This window comes from Rudaea sp., from assembly GCF_047601565.1.
Taxonomy (GTDB): domain Bacteria; phylum Pseudomonadota; class Gammaproteobacteria; order Xanthomonadales; family Rhodanobacteraceae; genus Rudaea.
In genome coordinates this window covers 3459584-3482364 of sequence record NZ_JASGIY010000001.1, presented here as the reverse complement: position 1 = coordinate 3482364, position 22781 = coordinate 3459584, and the positions used below count along the sequence as shown (strand labels likewise).

25 protein-coding genes, 1 other RNA gene and 1 pseudogene are annotated in these 22781 nt (G+C 66.7%); 17 read left to right on the top strand and 10 right to left on the bottom strand.

Features of this window, described 5'->3' with window-relative positions:
* Nucleotides 1–9: 9 nt before the first annotated feature.
* The 4 genes from QM741_RS15430 to QM741_RS15415 are packed head-to-tail and all read right to left on the bottom strand — an operon-like array spanning nucleotide 10 to nucleotide 3369.
* Nucleotides 10–426 carry a very short patch repair endonuclease gene (locus QM741_RS15430; RefSeq protein ID WP_415208537.1) on the bottom strand — a complete coding sequence of 139 codons (417 nt, stop codon included), beginning with the start codon at nucleotides 424–426 and terminating at the stop codon, nucleotides 10–12.
* Nucleotides 423–1283, bottom strand: coding sequence for a hypothetical protein (locus tag QM741_RS15425; RefSeq protein WP_415208536.1), 861 nt, complete (start codon nucleotides 1281–1283; stop codon nucleotides 423–425). The genes QM741_RS15430 and QM741_RS15425 overlap by 4 nt, the downstream gene beginning before the upstream one ends.
* Nucleotides 1280–2227 carry a DUF4928 family protein gene (locus QM741_RS15420; protein WP_415208535.1) on the bottom strand — a complete coding sequence of 316 codons (948 nt, stop codon included), beginning with the start codon at nucleotides 2225–2227 and terminating at the stop codon, nucleotides 1280–1282. The genes QM741_RS15425 and QM741_RS15420 overlap by 4 nt, the downstream gene beginning before the upstream one ends.
* A complete protein-coding gene (locus QM741_RS15415) occupies nucleotides 2224–3369 on the bottom strand; it encodes a DNA cytosine methyltransferase (RefSeq protein ID WP_415208534.1) in 1146 nt (381 codons plus the stop codon). The genes QM741_RS15420 and QM741_RS15415 overlap by 4 nt, the downstream gene beginning before the upstream one ends.
* 498 nt (nucleotides 3370–3867) lie before the next feature.
* Here QM741_RS15415 and ffs point away from each other — a divergent pair.
* From ffs to QM741_RS15390, 5 genes are all read left to right on the top strand, one after another.
* Nucleotides 3868–3964: signal recognition particle sRNA small type (gene ffs / locus QM741_RS15410), an RNA gene on the top strand.
* 194 nt (nucleotides 3965–4158) lie between these two features.
* A complete protein-coding gene (dnaX, locus tag QM741_RS15405) occupies nucleotides 4159–5856 on the top strand; it encodes a DNA polymerase III subunit gamma/tau (RefSeq protein WP_415208533.1) in 1698 nt (565 codons plus the stop codon).
* Between the two features lie 30 nt (nucleotides 5857–5886).
* Nucleotides 5887–6210 (top strand): YbaB/EbfC family nucleoid-associated protein, encoded by a 324-nt coding sequence (locus QM741_RS15400; RefSeq protein WP_415208532.1) that lies wholly within the window; start codon nucleotides 5887–5889, stop codon nucleotides 6208–6210.
* A gap of 53 nt (nucleotides 6211–6263) precedes the next feature.
* A complete protein-coding gene (gene recR / locus QM741_RS15395; protein ID WP_415208531.1) occupies nucleotides 6264–6863 on the top strand; it encodes a recombination mediator RecR in 600 nt (199 codons plus the stop codon).
* 11 nt (nucleotides 6864–6874) lie between these two features.
* Nucleotides 6875–7219 carry a histidine triad nucleotide-binding protein gene (locus QM741_RS15390; protein WP_415208530.1) on the top strand — a complete coding sequence of 115 codons (345 nt, stop codon included), beginning with the start codon at nucleotides 6875–6877 and terminating at the stop codon, nucleotides 7217–7219.
* 12 nt (nucleotides 7220–7231) lie between these two features.
* Here the strand turns inward: QM741_RS15390 and QM741_RS15385 are convergent, their stop codons facing one another.
* From QM741_RS15385 to QM741_RS15360, 6 genes and pseudogenes are all read right to left on the bottom strand, one after another.
* Nucleotides 7232–7849: a Slp family lipoprotein gene (locus QM741_RS15385; RefSeq protein ID WP_415209142.1), complete on the bottom strand. Its 618-nt coding sequence runs from the start codon at nucleotides 7847–7849 to the stop codon at nucleotides 7232–7234.
* Between the two features lie 110 nt (nucleotides 7850–7959).
* Nucleotides 7960–9009, bottom strand: coding sequence for a transglutaminase-like domain-containing protein (locus QM741_RS15380; protein WP_415209141.1), 1050 nt, complete (start codon nucleotides 9007–9009; stop codon nucleotides 7960–7962).
* Nucleotides 9001–9947, bottom strand: a pseudogene (locus QM741_RS15375) (DUF3488 domain-containing protein); the annotation flags it as partial. The gene QM741_RS15380 and the pseudogene QM741_RS15375, both read right to left, overlap by 9 nt.
* A complete protein-coding gene (locus QM741_RS15370; protein WP_415208529.1) occupies nucleotides 9944–10939 on the bottom strand; it encodes a DUF58 domain-containing protein in 996 nt (331 codons plus the stop codon). The pseudogene QM741_RS15375 and the gene QM741_RS15370, both read right to left, overlap by 4 nt.
* Before the next feature lie 34 nt (nucleotides 10940–10973).
* Nucleotides 10974–11939: an AAA family ATPase gene (locus QM741_RS15365; RefSeq protein WP_415208528.1), complete on the bottom strand. Its 966-nt coding sequence runs from the start codon at nucleotides 11937–11939 to the stop codon at nucleotides 10974–10976.
* 96 nt (nucleotides 11940–12035) lie between these two features.
* A complete protein-coding gene (locus QM741_RS15360) occupies nucleotides 12036–12635 on the bottom strand; it encodes a Maf family protein (RefSeq protein ID WP_415208527.1) in 600 nt (199 codons plus the stop codon).
* Between the two features lie 105 nt (nucleotides 12636–12740).
* Here QM741_RS15360 and QM741_RS15355 point away from each other — a divergent pair, with 105 nt between their 5' ends.
* The 12 genes from QM741_RS15355 to QM741_RS15300 all read left to right on the top strand — a co-directional run bounded on the left by QM741_RS15355 (nucleotide 12741) and on the right by QM741_RS15300 (nucleotide 22721).
* Complete coding sequence (locus QM741_RS15355) at nucleotides 12741–13244, top strand: YceD family protein (RefSeq protein ID WP_415208526.1); 504 nt, start codon at nucleotides 12741–12743, stop codon at nucleotides 13242–13244.
* Between the two features lie 23 nt (nucleotides 13245–13267).
* The gene (rpmF, locus tag QM741_RS15350; protein ID WP_415208525.1) at nucleotides 13268–13462 is read left to right on the top strand and encodes a 50S ribosomal protein L32; all 195 of its coding nucleotides are present in this window, start codon (nucleotides 13268–13270) and stop codon (nucleotides 13460–13462) included.
* A gap of 138 nt (nucleotides 13463–13600) precedes the next feature.
* On the top strand, nucleotides 13601–14569 hold the full coding sequence (locus QM741_RS15345) for a beta-ketoacyl-ACP synthase III (protein ID WP_415208524.1): 969 nt from the start codon (nucleotides 13601–13603) through the stop codon (nucleotides 14567–14569).
* 54 nt (nucleotides 14570–14623) lie between these two features.
* Entirely contained in the window at nucleotides 14624–15598 is a 975-nt protein-coding gene (gene fabD / locus QM741_RS15340; RefSeq protein ID WP_415208523.1) for an ACP S-malonyltransferase, read from the top strand.
* 37 nt (nucleotides 15599–15635) lie between these two features.
* Nucleotides 15636–16379, top strand: a complete 744-nt coding sequence (gene fabG, locus QM741_RS15335; protein WP_415208522.1) for a 3-oxoacyl-ACP reductase FabG — start codon at nucleotides 15636–15638, stop codon at nucleotides 16377–16379.
* 111 nt (nucleotides 16380–16490) lie between these two features.
* Entirely contained in the window at nucleotides 16491–16730 is a 240-nt protein-coding gene (acpP, locus tag QM741_RS15330; protein WP_018974565.1) for an acyl carrier protein, read from the top strand.
* A gap of 193 nt (nucleotides 16731–16923) precedes the next feature.
* Nucleotides 16924–18162: a beta-ketoacyl-ACP synthase II gene (fabF, locus tag QM741_RS15325; RefSeq protein WP_415208521.1), complete on the top strand. Its 1239-nt coding sequence runs from the start codon at nucleotides 16924–16926 to the stop codon at nucleotides 18160–18162.
* Nucleotides 18163–18172: 10 nt separating this feature from the next.
* The gene (locus QM741_RS15320) at nucleotides 18173–19528 is read left to right on the top strand and encodes an aminodeoxychorismate synthase component I (RefSeq protein ID WP_415208520.1); all 1356 of its coding nucleotides are present in this window, start codon (nucleotides 18173–18175) and stop codon (nucleotides 19526–19528) included.
* Nucleotides 19529–19607: 79 nt separating this feature from the next.
* Nucleotides 19608–20633, top strand: a complete 1026-nt coding sequence (gene mltG, locus QM741_RS15315; protein ID WP_415209140.1) for an endolytic transglycosylase MltG — start codon at nucleotides 19608–19610, stop codon at nucleotides 20631–20633.
* Complete coding sequence (gene tmk, locus QM741_RS15310) at nucleotides 20630–21286, top strand: dTMP kinase (protein ID WP_415208519.1); 657 nt, start codon at nucleotides 20630–20632, stop codon at nucleotides 21284–21286. The genes mltG and tmk overlap by 4 nt, the downstream gene beginning before the upstream one ends.
* Nucleotides 21283–22356: a DNA polymerase III subunit delta' gene (locus tag QM741_RS15305; RefSeq protein ID WP_415208518.1), complete on the top strand. Its 1074-nt coding sequence runs from the start codon at nucleotides 21283–21285 to the stop codon at nucleotides 22354–22356. Before tmk ends, QM741_RS15305 begins: the two co-directional genes overlap by 4 nt.
* Nucleotides 22356–22721 (top strand): PilZ domain-containing protein, encoded by a 366-nt coding sequence (locus QM741_RS15300; RefSeq protein ID WP_415208517.1) that lies wholly within the window; start codon nucleotides 22356–22358, stop codon nucleotides 22719–22721. Before QM741_RS15305 ends, QM741_RS15300 begins: the two co-directional genes overlap by 1 nt.
* The last annotated feature ends 60 nt before the right edge of the window (nucleotides 22722–22781 follow it).

Genomic DNA, 22781 nt, shown 5'->3' with positions numbered 1-22781 from the left:
CCTTGCACATCAGCAGTCGCCATCCAGAAACTGCGAAACACGGGCCAAGACAGCTTCAGTGTCCTTCAACTGGCACTCCCAAACAATGGACACACGCCATCCGGCGGTTTGTAGCGCATCCAGCGAACGCACATCCCGCGCAATGTTTCGGGCGATCTTCGCGCGCCAATATTCGGCATTGGCTTTTGGGGCGCGTGCGCCACGTTTGCAGTCATGGCCGTGCCAAAAGCAGCCATGAACGAAGATCACAGCTTTGCGGGCAGGAAATACAAGATCGGGCGAGCCGGGAAGGTCTTTGCGGTGAAGCCGGAAACGAAAACCGGCGCGATGCAATAGGCGGCGCAGCTTTAATTCAGGCGTAGTGTCCTTTGACCGGACAGCCCGCATTGTGCGGCTACGAAGTTCGCTGGGCGCTGGGCCGGTCATGTGCGCCTGATAGCGGTCGCCCCGGATTCCATGACAGTAGCGCCGCCACGCTGAATATGGGTCGTCCGCACGGTGTCCACCCCGGCATATTCAACCTTGAAATCAACATAGCTCACTTCATCCTCACGCCCCTGAAAGCAATCATGCAAGGCTTGGAGAAAATGAACATCGGCGAGCTGCTGCGAAGGCGGATGGGGATTGTTGCGCGCAGTCGGCACGGTCGCAGGAAACACATAGAGGCATGGAGGCGGCAACTCGTAGGGGCCGATAGCCGTGATGCGCGGCTGCCCTTCCTGCTCGATCTTCGGACATGGGCGGCCAATCGTGCCGCACACCATATCCCAGATAATCAGACCATCGACCCTCTGCTGACGGGAGATGATCTCGGCGCTTAATCGGGTGTGGATGCCTGACCATGCGTTGTGTCGCGGGTCAGCGCCCGGATTGGTGCAGACGCTCCAGATAACAAACTCGTTGGCTTGTGGCGGACGGTCGAAAATGTTGGTGTTGTTGCCGTCAAGGCAGCCCTTCAATTCGATGACGGACGTGCGGCCGGACGGCATGGTGACGGTGTAATCATGCCGGTTGGCTTCACCGGCCGATTGCCAGTCGAGGATGAAGTTTTGGTCCTGCATGTAGTTGAGGACGTGCCGGACAAACTCGCGCTTCTCGCGCATCGTCGCGGAAAACTGCCCGCGCACACGCTCAATCGCGCCACGAAAAAGGCCGCTGTTATAGAACTCGGCCTCGTCCAGCCCGTGATCCCCCAGCCTATGCGCCTCGGTTTTCAGCACCTCGGCGTAACGCTCGATCAGTTGGCGCAGTTGGGCGTTTTGCAGGCAGGGCGTGACCGTCATCCGTCAAACTCAATCCTCAAGCTGGGATCGCTCTCGCAATCCGCGACGATGGCATTGTAGCGCGTAACAATTTCGCCAACAGTCGAGGAACGGTTCTCGCGCTGGAATTTGCTCCACTCATAGACGTTGGTGGCGATAAATTGCTCGATCTCGATAATGTCGAGCCGGTCATCAATTCCAGCCTGACGGGCCAGCGCCTTCGCGCCGCCAACGCCATCTTCGGTGGTGACGATCACGGGCCGCAGGCCCGAACCAAGATTGTTCTGGCACTTGTGAATAAGCGCCTCGCCCGGCGCGGTCGTGACATGAATAGCCACGTCACCAATCAGGAAGTCACCGGCGCGGTTCGAGGGCGCGTCTGCGACAGACGCTCCGTGATGGGTGAGGCCGCCGCCCGTCACAATGTCGAGCTTGGCGCCAACAAGGTGCTGCATCACGGCGCCCGCATACATGGTGCCGCGCACTTCGCGCTGCCGTTCAACTGCTTGGGCGAGCAGGTCACGCACCGAAGCCCGAAGGGAGCGCGAAGGATCGAGGCGCAGCGTGAACGGCTGGGAATCGAAAAACTCCAACGCCTTCTCGACCCAGAACGCCTCGGCGGTAGCAAGGTCGAGCGAACCGGAGGCGTGTAGCCCGTTGAGAAGATCAACATATGCTTCCATCCTCTCCATGTTGCCCCGGCTCGTGCGCCCGCCCTCGCTGGAAAGAATACGGTCAATGCCGTGATCGGCGAGTATCTTCTTGACAGCGCCGCCGCCAAGACCCGCGACCTGTCCGCCCTTGCCCGTCACGAAGTCGGCCTTATCGAGCGGAAAATCTTTGGCCTGCGCGTTGCGGGTCAGGATCAGCACCAGCGAAAGCGAGCCTTTGGAAAGCCCGATATGCTGGTCGAAGAATTGATTGAGGCGGTCGCGCTGGATGTTTGTCGATGGAGTCGAACTCATGCAGCCGCCCTTAGTGGATTGTCGTTGTGGTCGATTACGGGGCCAAGGATATGTTCTGCGAGGAAACGGACGACTGGCACGGCCACGCCGTCCCCAGTCAGGTGATACGCCTCGTTATAATTCTCCGGCAGCTTGTATTCGTCGGGCAAGCCCATGAGGCGCGCGGTTTCGCGACTGGAAATCAGCCGTGAACGAACCTTGTCGCCGTCCACGACAAGGATAAGCTGGCGGCTTGACCCGCCAGCAGGCGTGCGCAGGCATCCGGCAATATCGTCAAAGCGCACTTCGGCGCGTTGAACCTTACGGCCATTCTCATCCAAGCGTGTGCGCTTGTAGATGCCACCGACCATGCGCCGCCCCGCCTTTTTGGCGGCGATGACTTTGGCGCGATTAACGTCGCTCATCATGGCAAGTAGGGCGCGGGTTTCCGCTTGCGTGTGCCACGCAACGCTGGTCGGCGCTTCTTCGATCAGGTCCGCGAAGGTGGTGTTGCGGCGCGCTGGTGCCGGCAGGCTCCACCAAATCCAGCCGCGCTTGAGGCGCGGCGGCAGGCGGTCGTGGGCGTTGCGCAGCGCGCGGGTGTGGAATGGCAGGCTGGGCGCGTCAGCGACAAGCGATGCCGGAATCTCCATGTCGCCCCGGATGCCGATAACGAACAGGCGTGGGCGCGAGTGCGGAACGAAATGCGCCGCGTCCACGATCAGCGCGCCGAAACGGTAATCCGCCTGATAGAGCGCATTGCAAATGGCGATGAAGTCCTTGCCGCCGTGTGAGGTCAAGGTGCCATTGACGTTTTCCAGCACGATCACGCTGGGCGCGCGATCATCCTCCTTCAAACCCTTCATCAAAGACCAGAACGGCCAGAACGTGCCGGATCGGTCGCCCTTGAGGCCCGCGCCGCCGCCAGCAAGTGACAGGTCTTGGCAGGGGAACGATCCCCATACGAGATCGGCATAATCGGGAAGCTCTGCGACCTTCACCTTGCGCACGTCGCCGGTGACAAGCTCCTTGTCGCCCCAGTTGTCCTTATAGACGCGGCCCTTCTTATGATCGAAGTCGTTGGCGAACAGGCATTGCCAATCCGCGCCGAGACCAGCGCGCGCCATGCCGCCGCCCGCGAAAAATTCGTAGAAGCTAGGCACGCTTTTCCCCCTCCGGCTCATCGCGCTCCAACTTTTCGAGGATTGCCTCTGTTATCCAAGTGTTGCGCGAGATATTCCCTGGACGTCTAATGCGCGCGCGGTCAATCCTCGCACCGATACCTTGATCGAGGCGAAGCGTGGCGCATGAACGGTCTGAACTGGTGCGGGCTGGTTGCGTCATGAAATCATCATGGCGCCACCTTGGCGCCAAAAGCAAGGACATTTGCAGAACATTCCAACTTCAAGGACAGGAATCTGCTATTTTTCGGGGTTAAGGCTGGCGCGATAGTCTGCCTATTGGCACATTGCATCGATCCGGCGAAGGCGAATTACCGCCCAAATGGACACGAAAAATCCGGCAGGGTTTGCCGGTCGATTTGCGAAATGTGGGAGTTGGTGTGGGAGCAGAAATTTACCCTAAGCGCCAAAAGTATAAGAAAACAAACAATTTTCTGAAATGTTCTACGGACTCCCGCTCCGCCAGTTCAATGGCGGTCCCGCTGGTTCTCTCGCGACGATAGTTTGCAAACCCCGCCAGGGCCGGAAGGCAGCAACGGTAGTGAATGATTCGGGTGCCGGGATGCTGCTGGCGGGACTGCCACCCTTTTGTTCTTGCGTTCGTCCGTGAACGCGAAGATCACGAAGCGGCCATCCTTGGCCGCACTTCTCGACAACGATAGACCCATGCCGGCGTATGCCGGCATTCGTTTTCTCTTTGTTTCAATTCCCGATCTTTGCCTTGCCTGCGGCAACTTGCGACAATCACGGCTTGCAAAAACGGAACGAGCTGTGTCCTACCAAGTCCTCGCGCGCAAGTGGCGGCCGAAGAAGTTCTCCGAACTGGTCGGCCAAGAGCACGTCGTGCGCGCGCTCGGCAACGCGCTCGACACCGGGCGCATGCATCACGCTTTCCTGTTCACCGGCACGCGCGGCGTCGGCAAGACCACGATCGCGCGCATCTTCGCCAAGTCGCTGAACTGCGAAAAAGGACAGTCGTCGAATCCGTGCGGCGAATGCGCGGCCTGTCTCGACATCGATGCCGGCCGGTTCATGGATCTGCTCGAGATCGACGCCGCCAGCAACACCGGCGTGGACGACGTGCGCGAAGTGATCGAGAACGCGCAGTACACGCCTTCGCGCGGACGATTCAAGGTCTACCTGATCGACGAAGTGCACATGCTGTCGAAGTCGGCGTTCAACGCGCTGCTGAAGACGCTCGAGGAGCCGCCGCCGCACGTGAAGTTCCTGTTGGCGACGACCGATCCGCAGAAGCTGCCGGTGACGGTGCTGTCGCGTTGCCTCAAGTTCAATCTGAAGCGCCTGTTGCCCGAGCAGATTTCGGGACAGATGCGGCGCATCCTCGAGGCCGAGCGGATCGCGTTCGAGCCCGAGGCGCTGGCCGAACTCGCGCGCAGCGCCGACGGTTCGCTGCGCGACGGCCTCTCGCTGCTCGACCAGGCCATCGCCTACGGCGCGGGCGCGGTGCGCGCGGACGAGGTGCGTGCGATGCTCGGCACGATCGCGCGCGGCCAGGTGCACGCGCTGGTCGGCCACGTGCATGCCGGCGACGGCGTGGCGCTGGTGGCCGAGGTCGATCGCCTCGCCGAATTTTCGCCGGACTTCGCCCAGGTGCTCGACGAGATCGCCGCCGTGCTGCATCGCGTGCAGCTCAGGCAACTCGTGCGCGACTATGCCGGAACCGAGGAGGACGGCGAGGCGGACATCGCCGCGCTTGCGGCGGCGATGTCGCCCGAAGAAACGCAGTTGTACTATCAGTTGGCCATCGTAGGCCGCCGCGATTTGCCGCTGGCGCCGACGACAAGGGCCGGATTCGAAATGGCCTTGTTGCGCATGCTGGCATTCAGGCCGGCCGGGGATTCAGGATCGGGAATTCGACAAGGCAGCGCCGGCGCTCAAGATCCAAAGGCGATGCCGCCGCAAAAAACCGATGCTGCGTCCAGAACGGTAACGGCGTCTGTCCCCGAACATGCGGCAAAGCCGGTTTCTCCGCCGCCACCGGTATCGGCATTGCGCGCAGCCGAACAGCCGGTTCGCAGGGAGCGGCTCGCATCGAATCCCGAACCCCGAATCCCGAGTCCGGGTTCCCATGACTGGGCCGCTCTGATCGAAACCGCCGGACTCAAGGGCCCGGTCGGCGCGCTCGCCGAACACTGCATGCTGATAGCGATCGAACAAAACGCGGTACGCCTTGCGCTCAAGCCCGAGCACGAGCACTTCAGTGCGCCGCCGCTGGTCGCGGCGATGGAGGACAAGCTCGGGCAGGCGCTGGGCCGCGCGGTCAAGGTACGTTTCGAAAAGAACACTGCCGTGCAGCAGACCGAGACGCTGGCCGAGGCGGCCGGTCGCGCGCGCGACGCGCGCCAGCAGGCGGCCGAGCGCGCGCTCAACGACGATCCGATCGTGCAGGCGTTGATGCGCGACTTCGATGCGCGCCTGATTCCCGAATCCATAAAGCCGGTTGCCTGACCGGAACGACCAACGAGGCGAGGTGGAGAAATGCGCGGACCGATGGCGCAATTGATGCAGCAGGCGCAACGCATGCAGGACGACCTGAAGCGCGCGCAGGAAGAGATCGCCAAGCTCGAGGTGACCGGCCAGGCCGGCGGCGGCATGGTCAGCGTGACGATGAACGGCCGCCACGAAGTGCGCCGCGTCGCGATCGACAGAAAGACGATGGCCGACGATCCGGAGATGACCGAAGACCTGATCGCCGCCGCGTTCAACGACGCGGTCAACAAGGTCGCTGCCGCGAGTCAGGAGAAGATGAGCGGGGTTGCCGGCGGGCTCAATCTGCCGGCCGGGTTCAAGTTGCCGTTCTGATATATCAGCCGTCATTCCCGCTTTCGCGGGAATGACGGCAAAAGCGAAGCACAATGTCGTCACCTTTGCTCAATGAACTGATCGACGCGCTGCGCTGCCTGCCCGGCGTCGGCGCAAAGACTGCGCAGCGCATGGCCTTCCACGTGCTCGAACGCGATCGCACGGGGGCGAAGAAGCTGTCGGACAAACTCGCAGCGGCGGTCGAGCGCATCGGCAACTGCACGCGCTGCCGCACGTTCAGCGAGGACACGGTCTGCGCCACCTGCGCCAGCGCGCAACGCGATGCGAGCCTGCTTTGCGTCGTCGAAACGCCGGTCGACCAGCTCGCGGTCGAGCAGGCGACGGGCTATCGCGGACGCTACTTCGTCCTGCTCGGCCGGCTGTCGCCGCTCGACGGCATGGGGCCCAGGGAGCTCGGCATCGACCTGCTCGCCGCGCGCCTGGCCGAAGGCGAAGTGCGCGAGCTGATCGTCGCGACCAATCCCACCGTGGAAGGCGAGGCCACCGCGCATCTGTTGAGCCAGGTCGCACGCGCCGCGAATGTGCGCGCCACGCGCCTCGCGCACGGCGTACCGCTCGGCGGCGAACTCGAATTCATCGACCGCGGCACGCTGGCGCACGCGTTTGGCGGCCGCCAACTTATCGGCAACTGACGGAGAAGAAAATGGCCGACACCCTGTTCGACAAGATCATCCGCCGCGAAATCCCGGCCGATATCGTTTACGAGGACGACGACGTGCTCGCATTCCGCGACATCAATCCGCAGGCGCCCGTGCACGTGCTGTTCATCCCGAAGAAGCCGTTCGCGACGCTGAACGACGTGACGGCCGGCGATGCGGCCATCTTCGGCAAGCTGCTCGTCGCAGCGACATCGTGGGCCAAGACGCAGGGCTTCGCCGACAACGGTTACCGTTGCGTATTCAACTGCAACAAGGACGGCGGCCAGACCGTCTACCACATCCATCTGCACCTGCTCGCCGGACGGCAGATGCATTGGCCTCCGGGCTGAGCCGCCGCGCCGTCAGTTGCCGGACTTCGGCGTCGGCGGCGGATTCGGCCGCACGATCACGACCGGCGGTGCGCCCCAGTAGCCGCCCCAGCCCCAGCGTCCGCAGCCGCCCCAGCCGGGGCCCCAGAACGGGTCGAAGCACGGCCCGCCCCAGAACGGATCGTAGAAGCCGGGCGGATAGTTCACGCGCTTGGGCCACAGGTAGATCTCGCTCGCGTCGACCTTGGCGAAGGTGTAGTCGTAGTCGCCGACCTTGTGCCGCTCGCTGCCGTCGACGGCGCCGACCACGGTGACATCGCGGCCGGTCGGGTATTCGGCCGGATCGAGGAAGCCCTGCTTGCAGGCGACGAAACGGCCCTGGCTGCGGTCGTCGCGCTTCGGCCGCGCGTCGCTCCAGAGTTCGCGCGCGAGAATCTCGAAGCAGGTGCGGTCTGCGCGCGGTTCGACGCGGATGATCTCGCCGCCCCAGCGCACGCGCTGGCCGCTCGCGTTCTGCGCGACGACCTGCTGCGGCGTGGTCGCGGCGAAATCGTTGCCGGCGAGCGGCGCGGGCACGGTCGCGCAGCCGGCGAGCAGGGCGCCGGCGCCGAGCGCGAATGCCGATGACGATGCTTTCAGGACATGACGCATAAACACCTCGCTGGCTGTCGCTATGGGTACGGACATGGGACCGTTGCGTCACATTTTAAGCGGGTCGTAGCGGCCGGAAACGTAAACATTTGCAAGTGATCGTCGTCCGTTCAGCGGCGATTCGCCAGCCTGAGCCGGCGCACGTCGCGGACGAATCGCGCGATGTCCTGCGCGGAAGGAAACGCACGAGCGTAACGCAGGCTGACATAGTCGGCGATGAGCCGCTGCGCTTCCCCTGCGCGGTCTGCGGACGACGTCGGCGCCACGCGCAGGCGGGCCGCGTAGTCGTACGGGCCCTCGTTCGCGGCGCGTGCTGCGGCGACGCGCGCGAGCTTGGCGCAGAGCGCATCGTAGGCGGCGTCGAGCGGTGCCGCACGCGCACGCGCGGCGCGCATCGCCCACAGGGTCGCCGCCGCGATCAGCGCGCCGGCCGTGGCCACGAGCAGCCAGAGCAGCGTCGCCGGTTCGATACGCTCGATGCCGAACGGGCTCAGCAGCGAAGACTGGCGTTGCGCGTCGAACTGCACGACGAGGTTGTTCCAGCCGCGATTGATCAGGTCGACCCGGTTGCGCAGCGCGAGCAGCCAGCCGCCGCGGTACCAACCGCGCTCGCCGGCCATCGCCGCCTGCGCGCCGAGCTCGACGCGCTGCGGGCTCACGGCCGCGGTCGGATCCACGCGCACCCAGCCGCGGCCGGCCAGCCACACTTCGGCCCAGGCGTGCGCGTCGGACTGGCGCACGAGCAGGTAGTTGCCGACCGTGTTGAAGTAGCCGCCCTGATAGCCGGTGACGACGCGCGCGGGTATGCCGGCGGCGCGCATCAGCACGACGAAGGCCGCGGCGTAGTGTTCGCAGAATCCGCGCTTCGTGCCGAACAGGAAATCGTCCATCGCGTCGCGTCCGAGCAGTGGCGGCGACAAAGTATAAAAGAACGCATTGTGGAAAAGTTCCAGCGCGGCGCGCACGATCGCGCCGTCGTCGCCGAGCTCGCTGCGCCAGTTGCGGCCTTGCTCGACGCTGCGCGGATTGAATCCCCGCGGCAGCGCGAGCGCGGCCGCGCGCAGGTCGGCCGGCAGCGCCGCGTCGAGGCGCAGGCCCGGTGCCGAACGCGCGCGGTAGCGGAACAGGTCGGTGACCGGGCGCCGCCGGATCAGGCTCATGTCGCGGCTGCGCAGCGTGTCCGCGGGAATTTCCACCGGTAGGTCGAGGGCGAACAGCCACGGCTTGTCGCTGGCCTCGAGCGTGACTTCGTAGCTTACCGTGGCGGTATCCGCAGCCACGGTATTCGCCTGCGGCATCGATAAGCCGATGTCGCGCCGCCGCCAGATCTCGCCGTCGAAATCGGTCAGCACGGGGCCGCGCCAGTACAACTGTGCGCGCGGCGGCGGCGCGCCGTCGAAGCCGACGCGGAATGCGGCGCTGTCGTCGAGCAGCAGGTTCTGCACGGCGCCCGGGGTCATCGTGTCGCTGATGCCGGTGCGCCCGCCCGCGTCGGCCGGCGTACGCCACAGCGGGGAGTCGAAGCGCGGGATGAACAGGAACCCGCACAGCGCAAGCGGCGCCGCGAGCGCCAGCGACAGCAGGCTCGCGCGCAGCGGCGGCCAGTACGCGCGCCATTTCCGCACGGGGCGGGAACGGCACTCGTACCCGGTTCCAGCTCGCGCAGCGCGGCGAGCAGCAGGACGAGGCCGGAAAAGGTCGCCAGCGTGAACGCGAGGCTCGTATCGAACAGCAACGCGCTCATCAGGGTGAAGCTGGCGAACGCGATCGCGGCAAGTCCGTCGCGGCGCGCGCGCGTTTCGAGCAGCTTCAGCGCGAGCATCGCGCAGGCGAGCGCGCTGCCGGGTTCGCGGCCCAGCGGGTTGCGGTATTGCAAGATCAACACGAGCGCGAACAGCGCGATCAGGACGAGCTTGGTCCAGCCCGGCAGCGCGAGGCCGCGCCGGCGCAGCAGCCAGGCGACGACGATGATGGCGCCGACGAAGGCGAAGATCGCCGCCGGCAGGTGCGGCGCATGCGCGAGCACGGCCGCGCACACGGCCGCGCCGACGAAGGCGAACTGGCGGGTCGTGAGCGCGGCTGCCGAGCCGCGGCTCATGGCGCGTGCCCCGGCAGCAGCGCGAGTTCGCGCAGGCAGGCATGCCGGTGCGCGGCGCCGAGCGCGGGCCCGATGGCCGCCTGCGGCAGTTCGAGGCGATAGGCGATCTGCGCCGCTTCCGCGCGCTCGACCCAGGCGGCGAGGCGCGAGATGCGCGCCTCGGCATCGAGGCCGTCGAGGCGGTTCCAGGCCAGCACCACTTCGTTGCCGCGCGGCGATTCGAACTGCTTGACCAGGAGATGGTCCTGGCGCGCGCTGGCCTTCCATGCAATCCGCCGGCGCGGATCGCCACTGCGGTATTCGCGCAGCAGGCCGAATTCGTCTTCGTCGCGGCGAACGCTCAGCGCGGCTGCCTCGCCGCCGGCCCGCGGCAGCGGCGGCGCGTCCGCGTCGAGGCGCGGATAGACGAGCGCGTGCGCGTCGGGATGCAGCCAGCTCCAGACGTGGAACAGGCCGTAGGGATATTCCGTCCACACGCTCACGCGCCCGACCGGCAGCCAGCCGCGGCGCGGCGCGGGCAGGCTCGCGGCGACGGTCCGCGTGCCGTTCGCCGCAAGCCCGAATACGGCTTCGTCGGCCGCATCGTCATTCTCCATGCGCAGGCGCAGGCCGCGTTTGGCTGCGGCCTGCGCCGTGGCGAACTGCAGCGACAGGGACAGCCGGCCGCCGGCGTGGCAGGGCGGCATCTGCACGGTTTTCAATTCGACGCGGTTGAGTGCGCGGAAGCCGGCGAACACGCTCAGGTACGCCGCCGCGCCGAGCACGCAGGTCAGCAGCAGCGCGGGGTTGTTCGCATAGTTGAGCGAGCCGATCAGCATGACCAGCAGCATCGTCGAATAGATCAGGCCGAAGCGCGACGGCACGACATAGATGCGGCGGCGATGGAGCAGGATCGGCAGGGTCTCGGCGCGCTTCAGGCGTGTCAGCGCGGGCAGGCGGCGTTCGGCGTGTTGCAGCAGCTTCCACCAGGGCGTCGCGGTTTCGGTTCTCATGCAGGAAAAGGGACGTCGAAGCGCCTTTCGCTTTTCAACGCACCGGCACTTCGTCGAGCAGGCGGCGCGCAAGCGGATCGCGTGCGGCGTGGTCGGTCGCCGCCGGGATCAGCCGGTGCGCGGCGACCGCGACGAACACGGCCTGCACGTCCTCGGGCAGCACGAAGCCGCGGCCGTCGAGCAGCGCATGCGCGCGCGCTGCCTGCAGCAGCGCCAGTCCGGCGCGCGGCGACAGGCCGACGCGGATGGCGGCGTGGCCGCGGCTCGCGGCGAGCAGGGCCTGCACGTAGTCGATCAGTGCGGCGCTGGCGAGCACCTGCGCGACCGCGCCGCGCAACGCGGCGACCTGGGCGGCGTCGAGGCAGGGCGCGAGCCGCGCGATCAGTTCGCGGCGGTCGCTTGCGGTCAACAGGGCGCGCTCGGCGTCGCGATCCGGATAGTCGAGGCCGATGCGCAGCATGAAGCGGTCGAGCTGCGAGTCGGGCAGGGCGAACGTGCCGGCGAGGTCGAGCGGGTTCTGCGTGGCGACGACGAAGAACGGCTGCGGCAGCGCGTGGGTCGTCCCGTCGGCGGTGACCTGCTGCTCGGCCATCGCCTCGAGCAGCGCGCTCTGCGCCTTCGGCGTCGCGCGGTTGATCTCGTCGGCGAGCACGAGCTGGGCGAACAGCGGGCCCGGATGGAACTTGAACGCGCCGTCGCCGCGTTCGTAGATGCCCACGCCGATGATGTCGGACGGCAGCAGGTCGGCGGTGAACTGGATGCGCGAGAACGACAGGTCCAGCGTCGCCGCGAGCGCGTGCGCGAGCGTGGTCTTGCCGACGCCGGGCAGATCTTCGATCAGGAGATGGCCGCCGGCGAGGAAACAGGCGAAGGCGAGCTTCACCGGCGCGGCCTTGCCGAGGACGACGCCGTTGACCTGGGCCACGGCGGCGTCCAAGGCGCGGGCAAGGGCGGGATCGAGCGGCGCGGATGCGGCGGATGAAACGAGCGAGACGGACATGTGTTCTGTGCGGACTCGGGGTGAATGGAGTATAGGCGTCTCGGGTGCAGGCAAGTTCCGCTTTTGCCGTCATTCCCGCTTCGGAAATGCTCGCGTCTACATAATGCTGATGCCCGCCTCGCGCAGCAACCGGCACAGCGCGATCAAAGGCAGGCCGATCAAGGCCGTCGGATCGTGCGATTCGATGCGTTCGAACAGGGCGATGCCGAGTCCCTCCGACTTGAAGCTGCCGGCGCAGTCGAACGGCTGCTCGCGAGCGAGATAGCGCTCGGTTTCCGCCTCGTCGAGGCGACGAAACGCAACCGTGGTCGTATCGAGCGCGTGAAACTCGCGCGCTGGCGCGACACGGGTGTCGATCAGACAGATCGCCGTATGGAAGACGACACGACGGCCGCTGCTCGCGCGCAGTTGCCGGCGCGCGTTGCCGAGGTCGCCGGGCTTGCCGAGGATGCGGCCGTCGCAGTCGGCGACCTGGTCCGAGCCGATCACGAGTGCGTTCGCGTTGCCGGCAGCGACCGCGCGAGCCTTGGTTGCGGCCAGGCGCGCGGCGAGCCGGTCGGGCGGCTCGTCGGGTAGCGCGGTTTCGTCGCTGAGCGGCGACTGCCGGCGAAACGGCGCGCCAAGCCGCGCGAGCAGTTCGCGGCGGTAGGCGGAGGTCGAGGCGAGGACGAGATCGACGTCGGCGAGCGCAGTCATGCACGTATTGTCGCCCGAAACCGCACTCAGGGGCATGTCCAAGGTCGGCGCTAAAACCCGGAAATGATTGACTTTGTGCGCCGCGGAACCTACCATCGCGCACCCGTGAATCACTCCCTGCCCGAGTTGGTCGATCCGTGGCGCATGGTGAGTGCGAGGCGCACGTTCGCGGGTCGCCTGCCTTTGGCCGCCATGAAGCGTCTGGCGGGCGGCCTTGCGGATTCCGTGGGGGAGATCGAATACGAACTCGATTTCGACAAGGATCAGGCCGGCGTGTCCGGCGTCCGCGTCAGGGCCAGCACGGCGTTGCCGCTGATCTGTCAGCGCACGCTGGAACGGTTCGAATACCCGGTCGAGATCGACGCCCGGCTCGGTTTCATCGTCAACGAGGAAGACGAGGCCGCTTTGCCCGCCGGCTACGAGCCTTTGTTGCTCGATCCGGCTGGCTTGCATCCGGCCGACGTGATCGAGGACGAATTGATCCTGGCGTTGCCGGTGTTCCCGGTGAAGCCGGGGACGCAGGAAATGCAGCATGAATGGAAGGAGGCGAATGAGGTCGAAGCGGCCAAGCCCAACCCGTTCGCTGCGCTGAAGAATGTAAAACTGTAGTTGTATATTTTTGGAGAAACAAAATGGCCGTTGCCAAGAGCCGTAAATCCCCATCCCGCCGCGGCATGCGCCGCGCGCACAATGCGTTGAGCGCCAAGCAGCTCGGCACCGACCCGACCTCGGGCGAGACCCATTTGCGCCACAACGTCACCAAGGACGGCTACTATCGCGGCCGCAAGGTGATCGACAGCAAGACGCAGGTTCACGAAGAAGATTGATTCACGGGACTTGCGAACCGCAAGCCGTGATGGCCGCTTCCGCGCCGTCGACAAGCATGTATCGTATCGCCGCCGCGGCCAGGCCGCGGTGTGCGTATGTGCGCGTGTTTTGCGCCTGAATCGGGGATCGGGGAAACCATGAGCTACGCACGCATTGCCGGCACCGGCAGCGCTTTGCCGGAACGCGTCGTCACCAATGCGGAACTGGCCGCGCGCGTCGAGACCTCGGACGAGTGGATCGCCGAGCGCACCGGCATCCGCCAGCGCCATATCGCGGCCGGCGGCCAGACCACGGGCGACCTTGCCTTCGAGGCGGCTAACGCCGCGTTGCAAGCGGCCGGGGTCGATGCCAAGCAGATCGACCTGATCGTGGTCGGCACGACCACGCCCGATCTCGTTTTTCCCTCGACCGCCTGCCTGCTGCAGCATCGCCTCGGTGCGAACGGCTGTGCGGCGTTCGACGTCAACGCGGCCTGTTCCGGCTTCATCTACGCGCTCACCGTCGCCAACCAGTTCATTCGCGCGGGCACGGCGAAGAATGCGCTGGTGATCGGCGCGGAGACGCTCTCGCGTTTCCTCGACTGGTCCGACCGCGCCACCTGCGTACTGTTCGGCGACGGCGCCGGCGCGGTCGTGCTCAAGGCCGCCGACGAACCGGGCATCCTGTCCAGCCACATCCATGCCGACGGCGGTTACAAGGAACTGCTGTGGAATCCGGTCGGCATTTCCGCAGGCTTCAAGGACGAACCGAACCACGGCCTGCGCGTGATCATGCAGGGCCGCGACGTGTTCAAGGTCGCGGTGAAGACGCTCGACCGCGTGGTCGAGGAAACGCTCGAGGCGAACCAGCTCGACCGCCACCAGCTCGACTGGCTGATCCCGCACCAGGCCAACCTGCGCATCATCGAGGCGACCGCGAAAAGGCTCGACATGCCGATGGACCGCGTCATCGTCACCGTCGACAAGCACGCCAACACTTCGGCCGCTTCCGTGCCGCTCGCGCTCGACTACGCGGTGCGCTCGGGCAAGGTCCAGCGCGGCCAACTGCTGCTGCTCGAAGCCTTCGGCGGCGGCTTCACCTGGGGCTCGGCGCTGCTGCGCTACTGAGCGGCGCTGCGTTTCCGCAGGCATTTCATTCATCGCACTCTCGTTTTTCCGCACATGAACGCATCCAGCGCACCCGTGGATCAAGCCGTTTCGAACAAACTCGCCTTCGTCATCCCGGGCCAGGGCTCGCAGTCGTTGAACATGCTGTCCGACCTCGCCGGCGAATTCGCCATCGTCGAGGAAACGTTCAAGGAAGCGTCGGGCAGCGCCGGCGTGGACCTGTGGAAGCTGTCGCAGGAAGGGCCGGAGGACGCGCTCAATCGCACCGAAAACACGCAGCCCGCCTTGCTTGCCGCGGGCGTTGCCGTATGGCGCGTCTGGCGGCAGCTCGGCGGCGCAAAGCCGGATGTGCTGGCCGGGCACAGCCTCGGCGAATACACCGCACTGGTCTGCGCCGAAGCGCTGTCGCTGGCCGACGGCGCCGCGCTCGTCGCCGAACGCGGGCGCCTGATGCAAGCGGCGGTGCCCGCCGGCGTCGGCGCGATGGCCGCCGTGCTCGGCGGCGACGATGCGCAGATCGCGCAGGTCTGCGCCGAGGTGGCGCAAGGGCAAGTCGTCGCGCCGGCGAACTACAACGCGCCGGGACAACTCGTCGTCGCCGGCAACGCCGAGGCGGTCGATCGCGCGCTCGCGCGCCTGGCCGAACTCGGCGTGAAGAAGGCGGTGAAGCTCGCGGTCAGCGTGCCGTCGCATTGCCTGTTGATGCGCGGCGCGGCAGACAAACTGGCCGAGCGCTTCGACAAGATCGCCTGGCAGGCGCCGAGGATTCCCGTCGTGCAGAATGCCGATGCGAAGTCGTTCGATTCGCTGGCGCATATCCGCGCCGCTCTGGCGCGCCAGCTCTACCAGCCGGTGCGCTGGACGGAGAGCGTGCAGGCGCTCGCCGCCGCCGGCGTCCGTCGCGCGGCCGAATGCGGTCCGGGCAAGGTGCTGACCGGCCTGCTCAAGCGCATCGATCGCACGATCGACGGTCGCGCGATCGGCACGCCGGCCGATCTGCAGCAGGCGATCGCCGACTGGAAGAACTGAGCGACCTTTCGACAACCTTATTCACTTCGAGGTGACCATGTCCGCAAGTCTCCAAGGCGAAATCGCCCTCGTCACCGGCGCGAGCCGCGGCATCGGCGCCGCGATCGCCGACAAGCTCGCCGCGCTCGGCGCGAAGGTGATCGGCACGGCCACGACCGATTCGGGCGCGGCCGCGATCGGCGAACGCCTGGCCGCGCACGGCGGCGTCGGCCGCGCGCTCAACGTCACCGACGGTGCCGCGGTCGAGAAACTGATCGACGACATCGCCAAGGAATTCGGCCCGGTCACGATTCTGGTCAACAACGCCGGCATCACGCGCGATCAGCTGCTGATGCGCATGAAGGACGAGGACTGGCAGGCGATCCTCGACACGAACCTGACCTCGGTCTACCGCACGAGCAAGGCGGTGATGCGCGGCATGATGAAGGCGCGCAAGGGGCGCATCGTCAGCATCGCCTCCGTCGTCGGCGTCACCGGCAATCCGGGGCAAGCGAACTACGCGGCGGCCAAGGCCGGCATCATTGCGTTTTCCAAGTCGCTCGCGCGCGAGATCGGCTCGCGCGGGATCACCGTCAACGTCGTTGCGCCGGGTTTCATCGACACCGACATGACGCGCGCGCTTACGGAAGAACAGCGCGGCGCGCTGCTCGGCCAGATCGCGCTCGGCCGCCTCGGCGCGGCGGAGGACATCGCCAACGCGGTGGCCTTCCTCGCGTCGCCTGCGGCGGCTTACGTCACCGGCGAAACGTTGCATGTCAACGGCGGCATGTACATGCCGTAAGACGGTCCGGGCCGCGCTGGTGCGATTGCCGCGTATGCCCTACAATCCGCCGGGTTCGGGGTTATCCCTTTTTCGTAACTTTTCTGCCTACCTTGTGAGGTAAGTACCACCATGAGCACCATCGAAGAGCGCGTCAAGAAGATCGTCGTCGAACAACTGGGCGTCAAGGAAGATGAGGTGACGCCGAACGCGTCCTTCGTCGACGACCTCGGTGCCGATTCGCTCGACACCGTCGAACTGGTCATGGCGCTCGAAGAGGAATTCGAATGCGAAATTCCGGACGAGGAAGCCGAGAAGATCACCACCGTGCAACAGGCGGTGGACTACATCAAGGCGCACGTCAAGCCCTGATCTCTTCGCCATCCGGCGGTACGAACTGCGCCCATGCGGCGCAGTTTGCATTTCTGCTTTCGCGGAACGGCCGTTTGAAAATGCGTTAATCCTGGCTGATTTTTATTGGATAGTGCGGCCATGGATGGCCGCTTCTTGATTTTCGCGATCAAGGACGAGCGCAAAGGTAAATTGCAAAGGCAAACCAAATCTCATGAGCAAGCGGCGCGTAGTGGTCACCGGCCTCGGCATCGTCAGCCCGGTCGGCAACGATGTGGCGACGGCGTGGAAGAACATCCGCGAGGGCGTGAGCGGCATCGGTCCGGTCACGCACTTCGATGCGAGCGCATTCCCGACGCGCATCGCCGGCGAGGTCCGCGACTTTGATCCCGAGGTCTACATCCCGCACAAGGATGTGAAGAAGATGGACCCGTTCATCCACTACGGCGTCGCCGCCTCGGTGCAGGCGCTGAACGACGCGGGCCTGTCGACGCACGAGCACGACGCCGAGCGCATCGGCGTCGCCGTCGGCGCGGGCATCGGCGGCATCCACACGATCGAGGAAACCGCGATTACCTACCACGAGCGCGGCCCGCGTCGGATCTCGCCGTTCTTCGTGCCGAGCTCGATCATCAACATGGCCTCGGGCAACCTGTCGATCATGCTCGGCCTCAAGGGACCGAACATCGCCTGTGTGACCGCGTGCACGACGGCGACGCACAACATCGGCCTGGCGATGCGCATGATCCAGTACGGCGATGCCGACGCGATGGTCGCCGGAGGCGCCGAGTATTCGACCTGCGGCACCGCGATGGGCGGTTTCTGCTCGGCGCGCGCCATGTCCACGCGCAACGACGAGCCGACCAAGGCGAGCCGGCCGTGGGACAAGGACCGCGACGGTTTCGTGCTCTCCGACGGCGCCGGCGTGATCGTGCTCGAGGAATACGAGCACGCGAAGAAACGCGGCGCGAAGATCTACTGCGAACTCGTCGGCTTCGGCATGTCCGGCGACGCCTACCACATCACCGCGCCGAGCGAGGGCGGCGAGGGCGCGGCGCGCTGCATGCGCAACGCGCTCAACGACGGCGGCATCAACCCGGCCGAGGTCCAATACATCAACGCGCACGGCACCTCGACGCCGCTTGGCGACGTCGGCGAGGTGCTCGCGGCCAAGACCGTGTTCGGCGATCACGCCTACAAGCTCGCGGTCAGCTCGACCAAGTCGATGACCGGCCACCTGCTCGGCGCGGCCGGCGGCATCGAGGCGATCTTCTCGATCCTCGCGCTGCGCGACGGCGTGCTGCCGCCGACGATCAACCTCGACGAGCCCGGCGAAGGCTGCGACCTCGACTTCGTGCCGCACACGGCACGCGACGCGAAGATCGACATCGCGGTGTCGAACTCGTTCGGCTTCGGCGGCACCAACGGTTCGCTGGTGTTCCGCCGTATCTGATCCGGCCGCGATGAACTGCGTCCGGCGCGAGCTGCCCGGCGCGCGCGATCTGCTTGCACTCGCGGCGCGTCGGCCGGCACGCTATCCCGGCCTGCTCGAAAGCGCGGCGCAGGGCGGTTCGGCGGCGCGTTTCGACATGCTCTTCGCCACGGACGGCACGGGACTCGTGCTCGACGGCGACGGCCGCGTGCGCGATCTGCGCGGTGCGGATCGCGGCGATTCGTTCCTTGCCGCGCTCGATGCGGACTGGCGATCCTCATCCGCCGGCTGCGCCGATGCGCAATTGCCGTTCCGCGGCGGCTGGCTGGTGTATCTCGGCTACGAACTGGCCGGCGAAATCGAGCCGCGGCTGCGTTCGTGTCTTGCGAGTTGCGCTTTGACGCCCGCCGCGTTGGCGTTGCGCTGCCCGGTCGCGGCGGTCGTCGACCGCCTCGCGCAGAAAACGTGGCTGGTCGCCGAAGCGGGCCAGGAGCACTGGCTCGATGTCCTGACCGCCGATCTCGCGGAACCGGCCGGAACCGCGGCCGCAGCGCTGCCGCAAGCGCGGATCGAGGAAGACGATCCGCAGCGGTTCCTCGACGGCGTCGCGCGCATTCACGAGTATCTGCGCGCCGGCGACACGTTCCAGGTGAACCTGTCGCGCGAGTGGCGCGTGCGCTTCGACCGCGCGCCGACACCCGCGAGTGTTTACGTGTCGCTGCGGCGCGCGAATCCGGCGCCGTTCGCGGGGCTGCTGCAATGGGGCGATTGGGCGGTCGTCAGTTCGTCGCCGGAGCGCCTGCTCGAAATTCGCGGCGGTCTCGCGCAGACGCGCCCGATCGCGGGCACGCGCCCGCGCCGCACCGGCGAGGACGACGCAGTGCGCATCGCCGAACTGGTCGGCCACGCCAAGGAACGCGCCGAGCACGTCATGCTGCTTGATCTCGAACGCAACGATCTCGGCCGCATCTGCGCGCCCGGTTCGGTCGCCGTCGACGAATTGATGACGGTCGAAAGCTATGCGCACGTGCACCATATCGTTTCCAACGTGCGCGGCCGGCTGCGCGCCGGCATCACTCCGGCGCAGGCGATCCGCGCGGTATTTCCGGGCGGCACGATCACCGGCGCGCCGAAGGTGCGCACGATGGAGATCATCGCCGAACTCGAGGCGTGCGCGCGCGGCGCCTATACGGGCGCGCTCGGCTACCTCAATCGCGACGGCGACATGGACCTCAACATCCTGATCCGCACGATGGAGTTGCGGGGACGCGAGGCACGCTTCCGCGCCGGTGCCGGCATCGTCGCTGATTCGGTTGCCGCGCGCGAGCTCGAGGAGACGCGGCACAAGGCGCGCGGACTGCTGCGCGCGCTCGATGCGGCGGAGTAGGGCACAATAGCCATCTCGCTCGACCGGAATGTTCGTGAACCCGCCCGATCCTCGCCGCCGCTTCAGTTTCAAGCGCGTTCTGTTCAACGTCTTCGTGATCCTCGTGCTCGGCGCGCTGGTGCTGGCGGGAAATCTGTATGCGCAGTACCGGCGCTTCGCCGACGCGCCGATCGCCGGACTCGCGCAGGCCACGCAGATCGACGTGCCGATCGGCGCGCGCCTGCCTGCGATCGTCGGCCTGCTCGACGAGCGCGGCCTGCAGCCGGGCAATGCGTATTTCTGGCGCCTGCTCGCGCGCGAGCTCGGCGTCGCCGGCAAGCTGCACGCGGGCGAATATGCGCTCGACGCGGGCATGACACCGCGCGCGCTGCTGAAGAAGATGGCCGCAGGCGAGGTGATCCGGCACAGGTTCACGATCGTCGAAGGCTGGACGTTCCGGCAATTGCGCAAGGCGCTCGATGCAGAGGCGGGTCTGAGCAAGGACGCGTGCGCTGGTGCGGGCGCGTGCGAGGGAAGGGAATTGATGGCGCGCCTCGGTGAGGCGGACGCGGAGCCCGAAGGCCAGTTCCTGCCCGAAACCTACAGTTTCATCAAGGGCATGAGCGACGTCGACGTCCTGCGCCGCGCGCACGAGGCGATGAAGAAGGCGCTCGACAAGCTCTGGGCCGAGCGCGCGGCCGACACGCCGCTGAAATCGCCCTACGAAGCCTTGATCCTCGCCTCGATCATCGAGAAGGAGACCGCGCGCAGCGAAGAGCAGCCGCAGATCGCGCGCGTGTTCCTCTCGCGGCTCAAGCTCGGCATGAAACTGCAGACCGATCCGACCGTGATCTACGGCATGGGCGCAGGCTACAACGGCAATATCCGCCGCAGCGACCTCGACACCGATACGCCGTACAACACCTACACGCGCACCGGCCTGCCGCCGACGCCGATCGCGTTGCCGGGCAAGGCCGCGCTCGAAGCGGTGATCCACCCGGCGCAGACCGATGCGCTGTATTTCGTCGCGCGCGGCAACGGCGCGCACGAGTTCTCGTCCACGCTCGAAGCGCATAATCGCGCCGTGGCCAGATACCAATTGAATCGGCAGTTGCATTCGCAATGAACGCGGCGCGCGGAAAGTTCATCACGCTCGAGGGCGGCGAAGGCGCGGGCAAGAGCACGGTGCTCAACGCGGTGCGCGAGCTGCTTGCCGCGCACGGGCTCGACGTCGTTGTCACGCGCGAGCCGGGCGGTACCACGGCGGGCGAGGCGATCCGCGGCGTACTGCTTGATCCGACCTTGCACGGCCGCATCGCACCCGAGACCGAACTGCTGCTGATGTTCGCCGCGCGCGCGCAGCACGTGCGCGAGACGATCGTGCCGGCGCTCGCGGCCGGACGCTGGGTGCTCGGCGACCGCTTCACCGACGCGAGCTACGCCTATCAGGGCGGCGGACGCGGGCAACCGGATGAACGCATCGCCGAGCTGGAGCGCTGGGCCGCGGCCGGCTTACAGCCCGACCTGACCCTGCTGCTCGACCTGCCGGTCGGCGTTGGCCTCGAGCGCGTCCGCGGGCGCGGGCCGGCGGACCGCATCGAACTCGAAGCACACGAGTTCTTCGAGCGCGTGCGCGCCGCGTATCGCGCGCGCGCGGCCGCGCAGCCGGCGCGCTTCCGCGTGATCGACGCAAGCAGGTCGCTGGACGAGGTGTTGACCCAGGTACGCGCCGCCGTGACGGATTTCCTTGCGGTGAACGCTGCGCGAGGCGCGGCATGACGCTTGCGCCTTGGCAGGAAGAGGCCTGGCGCCTGCTCGCCGCGCGGCGCGCGCGCGGCGCGATGCCGCACGCGATCTTGCTGTGCGGCGCGCCCGGCTTGGGTCAGCGCGATTTCGCCGAGCGCCTCGGCGCGTGGTTGCTGTGCGAGCAGGACGGCGACACGCCGTGTGGGACCTGCCGCGCCTGCCGACTCTACGCCGTGCGCACGCAGCGCGACCCCGAGGAAACGCGCCCCGACGGCGCACTCGCCCAGCCGCACGGCCATCCGAACCATCCCGATGCGCGCTTCGTCGGCTACGCGTGGAACGCGAAGGCGAGCCCGAAGAAGATGTACGGCGAACTGGTCGTCGAGCAGATTCGCGAGTTGTCGGACTGGCTCGCGCTGCCGCCGCAATTCGGCCGCGCGCAGGTGGCGCTCGTCGAGCCGGCCGAGGCGCTCAACGTCGCCGCGGCGAACGCGCTGTTGAAAACGCTCGAAGAGCCCGGCCCGGGCAGGCACCTGATTCTCGTCACGACGCAGCCGGCGCGCCTGCCGGCGACGATCCGCAGCCGCTGTCAGCGCGTGGAACTGCACCCGCCGGCGCTCGCGACCGCCGAAGCCTGGTTGCGCGGGCGCGGCATCGCGGACGCGACCGCGCGTCAGGCGCTCGTCGCCAGCGACGGCAACCCGGGCCAGGCGCTGGAGTGGATCGAAGCGGACAAGCTCAAGTTGCGCAACGAGGTGGCCAAGGATCTGCGCGAGCTGAGCGCGGGCATCGCCGCACCGTTCGAGGTTGCCCAGCGCTGGAGCCGCGACGAGGCCGACTTGCGCCTGCGCTTCGCCGCCGCGCTGGTGCAGCAGCAGGGCCGCGTCCAGGCGCAGGCCGCGTCATCCGCCCCTGCCGGCGGCCCGCTCGCCTTGACCCGCGCAGTGGATTTGGCCAAGCTTGCCGCCTGGTTCGACCGTGCCAACCGCACGCGCGACCTGTTGCGCGGGCCGATCCGGCCGGAACTGGCCATGCTCGAACTGCTCGGCGCATGGCCGACAACGCGGGCATCGGACGGCGGTGTTCAGTCAGGAGTGAAATGATGGTTGCGGGTCCCGCGGGCGGCGCACCGCTGCAAGGCATCTTGTCGCTGTCGATCAAGGACAAGAACGCGCTGTACAACGCCTATATGCCGTTCGTGCGCGGCGGCGGCATTTTCGTGCCGACGGCGAAGCGCTACGGCCTCGGCGACGACGTGTTCATCCTGCTGTCGCTGATGGCCGAGGCCGAGCGCATGCCGATCGCCGGCAAAGTGGTCTGGATCACGCCGCCCGGCGCGCAGGGCAACCGCGTCGCCGGCATCGGCGTGCAGTTCAACGATTCGCCGGAGTGCGAGTCCGCGCGCGTCAAGATCGAGGCGATACTCGCCGAATTGCAAGGGTCGGAAAAGCCGACCAATACGATGTGAAGCGGGGCGGGGGCGAGAAAAGCCGTTTGTGCAAGTCGCCTCCCAACCCTGACCCCTCAT

Coding starts and splice junctions, on each gene's coding strand:
- QM741_RS15430 (WP_415208537.1), bottom strand. CDS start 426: ATGACCGGCCCAGCGCCCAGCGAACTTCGTAGCCGCACAATGCGGGCT.
- QM741_RS15425 (WP_415208536.1), bottom strand. CDS start 1,283: ATGACGGTCACGCCCTGCCTGCAAAACGCCCAACTGCGCCAACTGATC.
- QM741_RS15420 (WP_415208535.1), bottom strand. CDS start 2,227: ATGAGTTCGACTCCATCGACAAACATCCAGCGCGACCGCCTCAATCAA.
- QM741_RS15400 (WP_415208532.1), top strand. CDS start 5,887: ATGCGCGGACCGATGGCGCAATTGATGCAGCAGGCGCAACGCATGCAG.
- recR (WP_415208531.1), top strand. CDS start 6,264: ATGTCGTCACCTTTGCTCAATGAACTGATCGACGCGCTGCGCTGCCTG.
- QM741_RS15390 (WP_415208530.1), top strand. CDS start 6,875: ATGGCCGACACCCTGTTCGACAAGATCATCCGCCGCGAAATCCCGGCC.
- QM741_RS15385 (WP_415209142.1), bottom strand. CDS start 7,849: ATGCGTCATGTCCTGAAAGCATCGTCATCGGCATTCGCGCTCGGCGCC.
- QM741_RS15380 (WP_415209141.1), bottom strand. CDS start 9,009: ATGAGCCTGATCCGGCGGCGCCCGGTCACCGACCTGTTCCGCTACCGC.
- QM741_RS15370 (WP_415208529.1), bottom strand. CDS start 10,939: ATGAGAACCGAAACCGCGACGCCCTGGTGGAAGCTGCTGCAACACGCC.
- QM741_RS15365 (WP_415208528.1), bottom strand. CDS start 11,939: ATGTCCGTCTCGCTCGTTTCATCCGCCGCATCCGCGCCGCTCGATCCC.
- QM741_RS15360 (WP_415208527.1), bottom strand. CDS start 12,635: ATGACTGCGCTCGCCGACGTCGATCTCGTCCTCGCCTCGACCTCCGCC.
- rpmF (WP_415208525.1), top strand. CDS start 13,268: ATGGCCGTTGCCAAGAGCCGTAAATCCCCATCCCGCCGCGGCATGCGC.
- QM741_RS15345 (WP_415208524.1), top strand. CDS start 13,601: ATGAGCTACGCACGCATTGCCGGCACCGGCAGCGCTTTGCCGGAACGC.
- fabD (WP_415208523.1), top strand. CDS start 14,624: ATGAACGCATCCAGCGCACCCGTGGATCAAGCCGTTTCGAACAAACTC.
- fabG (WP_415208522.1), top strand. CDS start 15,636: ATGTCCGCAAGTCTCCAAGGCGAAATCGCCCTCGTCACCGGCGCGAGC.
- acpP (WP_018974565.1), top strand. CDS start 16,491: ATGAGCACCATCGAAGAGCGCGTCAAGAAGATCGTCGTCGAACAACTG.
- fabF (WP_415208521.1), top strand. CDS start 16,924: ATGAGCAAGCGGCGCGTAGTGGTCACCGGCCTCGGCATCGTCAGCCCG.
- QM741_RS15320 (WP_415208520.1), top strand. CDS start 18,173: ATGAACTGCGTCCGGCGCGAGCTGCCCGGCGCGCGCGATCTGCTTGCA.
- tmk (WP_415208519.1), top strand. CDS start 20,630: ATGAACGCGGCGCGCGGAAAGTTCATCACGCTCGAGGGCGGCGAAGGC.
- QM741_RS15305 (WP_415208518.1), top strand. CDS start 21,283: ATGACGCTTGCGCCTTGGCAGGAAGAGGCCTGGCGCCTGCTCGCCGCG.
- QM741_RS15300 (WP_415208517.1), top strand. CDS start 22,356: ATGGTTGCGGGTCCCGCGGGCGGCGCACCGCTGCAAGGCATCTTGTCG.